Here is a 6,174-nt window from a genome sequence, read left to right as displayed (position 1 = left end):
CTCTTTCACCGGGCCATCATTCCCTTGCTTGGCAAAGGCGCGTTGCGTCCGCTATGCGTCACGCCATGCTGCTCCAGAACAATAGTCTCGCGCTGATTGGCAACACGCCGATGGTGCGCCTCACCGGCCCTTCCCAGGAAACGGGCTGCGACATCTTCGCCAAGTGCGAATTCGCCAACCCCGGCGCGTCGGTCAAGGACCGCGCCGCGCTGTTCATCGTCAATGATGCCGAGGAACGCGGGCTGTTGAAGCCGGGCGGCACGATCGTCGAGGGGACGGCGGGCAATACCGGCATTGGCCTGGCGCTCGTCGCCAATGCCAAGGGCTATAAGTCGATCATCGTCATGCCCGAAACCCAGAGCCGCGAGAAGATGGATACGCTGCGCGCGCTGGGCGCCGAATTGGTGACGGTGCCGGCCGCGCCTTATTCCAACCCCGGCCATTTCGTCCACACCTCGCGCCGTATGGCGGAAGAGACGGAAGGCGCGATCTGGGCCAACCAGTTCGACAATATCGCCAATCGCAAAGCCCATATCGTCGGTACGGCCGAAGAAATCTGGACCCAGATGGAGGGGCGGATCGACGGCTTCACCTGTGCGGCGGGAACCGGCGGGACGATCGCGGGCGTTGGCCTTGGCCTCAAGGCCAAGGATGAGGGCATCACCATCGCGCTCAGCGATCCGCACGGTGCGGCGCTGTTCAACTATTATGCCCATGGCGAATTGAAGGCCGAAGGATCGTCGGTCGCCGAAGGGATCGGGCAGGGGCGGATCACCGCCAATCTGGAAGGCGCGCCGATCGACACGCAGTTCCGCATTTCGGATGAGGAAGGGCTGGAATGGGTCCGCCGCTTGCTGAGCGAAGAGGGGCTGTGCCTTGGTCTGTCGTCGGGGATCAATGTCGCTGGCGCGGTGGCGCTGGCGCGGCAATTGGGGCCGGGCAAGCGGATCGTCACCATATTGTGCGACACCGGCTTCCGTTACCTCTCGACGCTCTATAATCGCCAGTGGCTCGAAGCGAAGGGGTTGACGGTCTTCCCTTGGCTCCCGCACAATGGCTGATGCGCCGACACGGGTCGCGGCGACAAACAGATGAGCAAGCCCATGGCTGAGACACCCCGCCGCGTGGAAGGGTTGCAGCGCGTCCAGATCGGCCTGACCGGACTGGCGGGCGTCGTGTTGCTGGTGGGCCTTGCCAATATCGTGATCGAAAAGGCGCGGGTGGACGATGCGGCGCTGCCGCCACCAGCGGTGCCGACGATGGCTAGCAATGCGGCCGTGTCGCCCAGAGACCCGCTTGCCGAACTGGGGGTACAGCCCGCGCCGGAGCAGGCACCTTTGGTCCCCGACCTTGAGCCCGACCCCAATTTGCGTAATCCCATGGATCGCGACCCCGCGCAGCCGTCGCGCTGACGCCGATGCACAGGGTCAGGGGAAGCCGCCCATGATGGCGGCGCTAAAGCGAGTCCTGATCCTGTGGCTGCCGGGCCTTGCGATTTTGCTCGCGGGACTACAGCGCGCCTTTGCGACCGGACAGACCGACCCATGGGATTGGGCCTGGCCCGCGCTGGCGGTGATGGCGGCGATGGGGCTGTTGCTGGCAAGGCAGGGATGGCCGCTGCTGGCCTGGACTATGGGCGCCGTCGTGTCCGCTTTGCTCTTTTGCGGGGTCGCGGCGGGGCGGTGGCCTGACCCTGTAGCGGCGACCGGCTTGATCCTGGTTGCATCATCAGCGGCGTTTGGTGGTGCATTGGTCCGGCAGGGTGCGCCATTGCGCGCAAAACGCGTGGCCGGTGGCATTGCCTTGCTGGCTCTGGCGGCCCTGTTGGCGTGGCGCGGCCCGGCGCAACCGATCGAACCTGTCGTCGATCGCCCGGCCCTGGCGGTCATCACCGCCCTGCCTTTGTTCTGGGATGCGCAGGGACGGGCCGATGCGGCGATCGTCACCGTGCTGCGTACCCGTTTCACCGTCCAGCCGATCGATGATGCACAGCAATTGGAGCTGTCGCGTGCGCGCCTGCTGCTGCTCGTCCAGCCGCGCGCGATGACGCCCGAAGCCTTGGTGGCGGTCGATCGCTGGGTGCGGGGCGGGGGCAGGGCGGTGGTGCTGGCCGATCCGTTGCTGCGCTGGCCGTCCGACCTGCCCATGGGCGACCGTCGCCGCGCGCCCGCCACCAGCTTGTTGGAGCCGTTGCTGGGCCATTGGGGCTTTGCGTTCGATCGCATCGAGGACGGGGAGCGGCGCTGGTTCCTGCCGGATGGCGCCCTTCTCACCCTGTCGGGCGCGCAGATGGCGGAGGGCGGAGACCTGGTGCAGCGCAAGCGGATCGGCCGGGGTGAGGTCGTGCTGCTGGGCGATGCGGACCTGATCGATGATCGGCTGTGGCTTGCCGATCCCGCCCGGCCGCTCGACCCCCGCGTCTGGAGCGCCGACACGCCCGCGCGCATTGCGCAATGGTTGGGCGCAGCGATCCCCGACGACAGGCGCTGGATGCGCGAAGGGGCGGATGTGGTCGCGGCGCTGCGCTGGGCGATTCTGGCTGGGCTGGGCTGGGCCGTGATGGGTGCGGGGCTGTTGCGCGGGGTCAGGCCGGGCGGCGGCACGAGAACAAAGAAGGTATATCCCGAAGGAGAAGCGCCAGAAAGCGGTTGATCCCATTTTTGACCGGGTTTTCCCGGTAAATCCCGAAAATTCCCTTTGCAGCCCAGCCCATGCTTGATAGGTAATCTCGCATTGGGGTTCATCAGGCGTTGATCAGTCCTGTGCATCGGGATTCGCGATCGCGGTTCCGTGGGCAGGAAATCTGTGCCCCATGGAAAAGGGGCCGCTAGTCGCCGTGTCGGACGCAATTCTCTATTCAGGCAACGCAATCAGCGTCGCGGACGGCAAAGGCCGGTTCGTGCTGCCTCTGGAGATGCGCAAGCAGGTCAAGCAGGCCAGCGGCGGCGAGAACCGGCTGTGCCTGTCGATCCACATGGCCAATGGCTGCGCCACTGGTTTTGGCCTGTCGCATAAGCAGTTCCTGTTCGATGAAGTCGCCGAACTGGAACGGCTGGCGCGTGAGGCGAACCGCCCCTTCAACGGCGATCTGGAGCGTGAAAACCGCCTGAGCATGATCGAAGACGTGAATTTCGACGATGGCGGCCGCTTCTTCCTGCACCCCGATATCAAGGAAGAAGTGGGCATCACCGACGCGGTCGTATTTCTGGGCGTAGGCCTCTATTTCCAGCTCTGGGATCCCAAGGCGCTGGTCGCCAGCCCCGATCGTCCGGCAGTCATCCGCAACAAGGCAAAGCGCTGGCTCGATGCGCGCGCGGCAGAGGGCGGCAAGTGACCGAGACCGTTCCGCATATCCCCGTGCTGCTGGATGAAGTGTTGGACGCCCTGGCCATCGCGCCGGGCGAAACCCATGTCGATGGCACGTTCGGCGCGGGTGGCTATTCGCGCGCCATGGCGGGCAAGGGTGCGCGCGTCATCGCCTTCGATCGCGACCCCGATGCGATCCGCGAAGGCCAGGACGTCGCGGCGGCGAACGACATATTGCTGATCGCGGGCGAGTTTTCGCGGATGCGCGAATTGCTGGCCGAACAGGGCATCGAGAAGGTGTCGGGCCTGACGCTCGATATCGGCGTATCCTCGATGCAGCTCGACCGGGCCGATCGCGGCTTTTCCTTTCAGGCTGACGGTCCGCTCGACATGACGATGAGCCAGGCGGGCATGAACGCTGCCGATTTCCTGAACGAAGCGGCCGAAGAAGAGATTGCCGACGTCATCTATCGCTATGGCGACGAGCCGCGGTCGCGCCGGGTCGCCCGCGGGATCGTGATGGCGCGTCCGCTGGAGCGCACGGCGCAGCTTGCCAGCGTCGTGCGCCGCGCGTTGGGCCACAAGCCGCATGACAAGAAAGACCCCGCGACCCGCACGTTCCAGGCGATCCGCATTCATGTGAATCGCGAATTGGAGGAACTGGAGCGCGGGCTGGAAGCGGCCGAAGCGCTGCTGGAGGAGGGCGGTCGCCTGGCGATCGTCACCTTCCACAGCCTGGAGGACCGCATCGTCAAACAGTTCCTGCGCAATCGCAGCGGGGGCGAGGGGGGCGGATCGCGCCATATGCCCGAAAAGCAGGCGAGCGCTGCGCCGACCTTTGCCAAGCCGGCCAAGGCGGTGCGGGCCGGTGAAGCGGAGTTGGCGCGCAACCCCCGCGCCCGATCCGCCACTTTGCGCAGCGCCGTCCGCACCGCTGCCCCCGTTGCCCAATCCCCCGTTATCCCGTCCGCCCGGAGTGCCCGTCCATGATCGCCGTCAAGAGGTTGCAGAGCCTGATCTGGGTGATCCTGGTCGCGCTGGGCGCGCTGGGGGCCTATATGGTGTCGCTCAAGGTCGCGACCGAGCGCAACGAACTGATGCGAGTGCGTGCGCAGATTGCGCGGACGCAGGGTGAGATCCGTTACCTGGAAACGGAATTCAGCGCGCGCGCTTCGATGCGGCAGCTGGAAAGCTGGAACCAGCATGATTTCATGTATGGCACGCCGACCGCCGGACAATATCTGGCGGGCGAGCTCGCACTGGCGCAACTGGACGGGGTGCAGCCCAATGGCCCGGACTATGTCGCCCCGCCCGTGATGGTAGCGATGGTGGAGACCCCCGCCGACCTGCCTTCCGCGCCGCAGGCTGCGCCCGCCAGCCCCGCCGCGACCCAGATCCGCAGCGACATCGCCGTCATTCGCGAGGCGCATGCCGCCGACAATGTCGAGAAGCTGGCCAAGGCCGCGCCAGCGCGCACGCCTGCGGTGCAGGCCAAGGTCGATGCCGATGTGTCGAAGCCCAATCCGGTCGCGCGCAAGGCGGAACGGATGGCGATGCTCGACGCCAAGCTGCTGGATGACAGCACGTTGGGCGATTTGAGCGCCAAGGCGGCGCGCGAACGCAAGAAGGGGGCGCGCTGATGGCCACGATCATCGTCCAGCCCGGCCATGCCCGTGTCGGGCGGCAGCGCGTCAGCCTGACCGCCGTTGCGCATAACCGGCTGATGCTGTTGCTGATCCTGTTCATGCTCATCACGATGATCGTGATCGGGCGGCTGTTCTGGGTCGGCATCTTCACGCAGAGCGGCCAGGGCGACGATGCGCTGTCGGCTTTCCTGCCCGCGCGCGCCGATATCGTCGATCGCAACGGGGTGCCGCTGGCGCGGACGATGGATGCCTATTCGGTGGCGGTGCGCCCGTCCAAGCTGATCGGCGAACCCGCTGAACTGGCGCGCAAGCTGCACGAGATATTCCCCGACGAAGCCGAGGCGGTCTTCTACAAGAAGCTGACCGGCAAGGGCTGGGCCTATCTGCGCCGTCGGGCGCTGCCCGAACAGGTGGCGGCAGTGAATGCGCTGGGCGAAATCGGCATCGAATTTCCGCGCGAGAAGGAACGCCTTTATCCGCAGCGGACGCTGGCGGCACATGTTCTGGGCTTTGCCCCTGACAGCAATGGCGTCGGCGGGATGGGCGTCGAATCGGCGTTTAACGACCGGCTGACCGACGCGACGCTGCGCGGCCAGCCCTTCGCCATTTCGATCGACAGCCGGGTGCAGGGCGCGCTGGAAAGCGAGCTGTACGCGCAGATGGTGTCGCAGCGTGCCCGTGGCGCAGGCGGGATCATCCTGGACGTCAACACCGGCGAAGTGATCGCCATGGCATCCATCCCGGTGTTCGATCCCAACAAGCTGCAAAATTATGCGGGTAAGAGCTGCAGCCAGTCGCCGCTGTGCAACCAGATCGTGCAGGCGCGCTACGAGCTGGGGTCGACCTTCAAGCCGCTGTCGATCGCCGCCGCCATGGACAAGGGCGTCGTAACGTCGATGAGCAAGCGCTATGATGCGACCGCGCCGATCGCCATCGCTGGGTTCCGCATCAAGGACGATCACGCCATGGGGCGGTGGATCAACGTGCCGGAAACATTGGTCCATAGTTCCAACATCGCAACCGCGCGCATCGCCGACGAACTGGGGGCGGCCCCGTTGCAGGACTTGTTCCGCGCCCTGCATTTCGACCAGCGCGCGCCGATCGAGCTGAAAGAGCGCGCCGGGACGCTGTGGCCCGCCAATTGGGGACGGATCACGACGATGACCGTGTCCTATGGCCATGGCATCGCGGTGACGCCGCTGCACTTGGCCAGTGCCTATGC

At 65.8% G+C, this 6,174-nt stretch carries 7 protein-coding genes; all 7 read left to right on the top strand.

Annotated elements, in window-relative coordinates:
- The first annotated feature begins 65 nt into the window (after positions 1–65).
- Entirely contained in the window at positions 66–1,061 is a 996-nt protein-coding gene (locus tag IL54_RS18470; protein ID WP_037479266.1) for a cysteine synthase A, read from the top strand.
- 42 nt (positions 1,062–1,103) lie between these two features.
- On the top strand, positions 1,104–1,412 hold the full coding sequence (locus tag IL54_RS18465; protein WP_037479264.1) for a hypothetical protein: 309 nt from the start codon (positions 1,104–1,106) through the stop codon (positions 1,410–1,412).
- Between the two features lie 31 nt (positions 1,413–1,443).
- Complete coding sequence (locus IL54_RS18460; protein WP_052027745.1) at positions 1,444–2,652, top strand: Gldg family protein; 1,209 nt, start codon at positions 1,444–1,446, stop codon at positions 2,650–2,652.
- A gap of 184 nt (positions 2,653–2,836) precedes the next feature.
- The gene (locus IL54_RS18455; RefSeq protein WP_037479258.1) at positions 2,837–3,334 is read left to right on the top strand and encodes a division/cell wall cluster transcriptional repressor MraZ; all 498 of its coding nucleotides are present in this window, start codon (positions 2,837–2,839) and stop codon (positions 3,332–3,334) included.
- The gene (gene rsmH / locus IL54_RS18450; protein WP_037477594.1) at positions 3,331–4,296 is read left to right on the top strand and encodes a 16S rRNA (cytosine(1402)-N(4))-methyltransferase RsmH; all 966 of its coding nucleotides are present in this window, start codon (positions 3,331–3,333) and stop codon (positions 4,294–4,296) included. The genes IL54_RS18455 and rsmH overlap by 4 nt, the downstream gene beginning before the upstream one ends.
- Positions 4,293–4,946 (top strand): hypothetical protein, encoded by a 654-nt coding sequence (locus IL54_RS18445; RefSeq protein WP_037477592.1) that lies wholly within the window; start codon positions 4,293–4,295, stop codon positions 4,944–4,946. Before rsmH ends, IL54_RS18445 begins: the two co-directional genes overlap by 4 nt.
- Positions 4,946–6,174: peptidoglycan D,D-transpeptidase FtsI family protein (locus tag IL54_RS18440; protein WP_156106314.1), on the top strand; the 1,229-nt coding region annotated here is incomplete at its 3' end. The genes IL54_RS18445 and IL54_RS18440, both read left to right, overlap by 1 nt.

Origin of the sequence: Sphingobium sp. ba1 (assembly GCF_000743655.1) — a bacterium.
Taxonomy (GTDB): domain Bacteria; phylum Pseudomonadota; class Alphaproteobacteria; order Sphingomonadales; family Sphingomonadaceae; genus Sphingobium.
Note: the sequence above shows the minus strand (reverse complement) of the source record. Positions and strands in the feature narration are given on the sequence as shown.

Coding starts and splice junctions, on each gene's coding strand:
- IL54_RS18470 (WP_037479266.1), top strand. CDS start 66: ATGCTGCTCCAGAACAATAGTCTCGCGCTGATTGGCAACACGCCGATG.
- IL54_RS18465 (WP_037479264.1), top strand. CDS start 1,104: ATGGCTGAGACACCCCGCCGCGTGGAAGGGTTGCAGCGCGTCCAGATC.
- IL54_RS18460 (WP_052027745.1), top strand. CDS start 1,444: ATGATGGCGGCGCTAAAGCGAGTCCTGATCCTGTGGCTGCCGGGCCTT.
- IL54_RS18445 (WP_037477592.1), top strand. CDS start 4,293: ATGATCGCCGTCAAGAGGTTGCAGAGCCTGATCTGGGTGATCCTGGTC.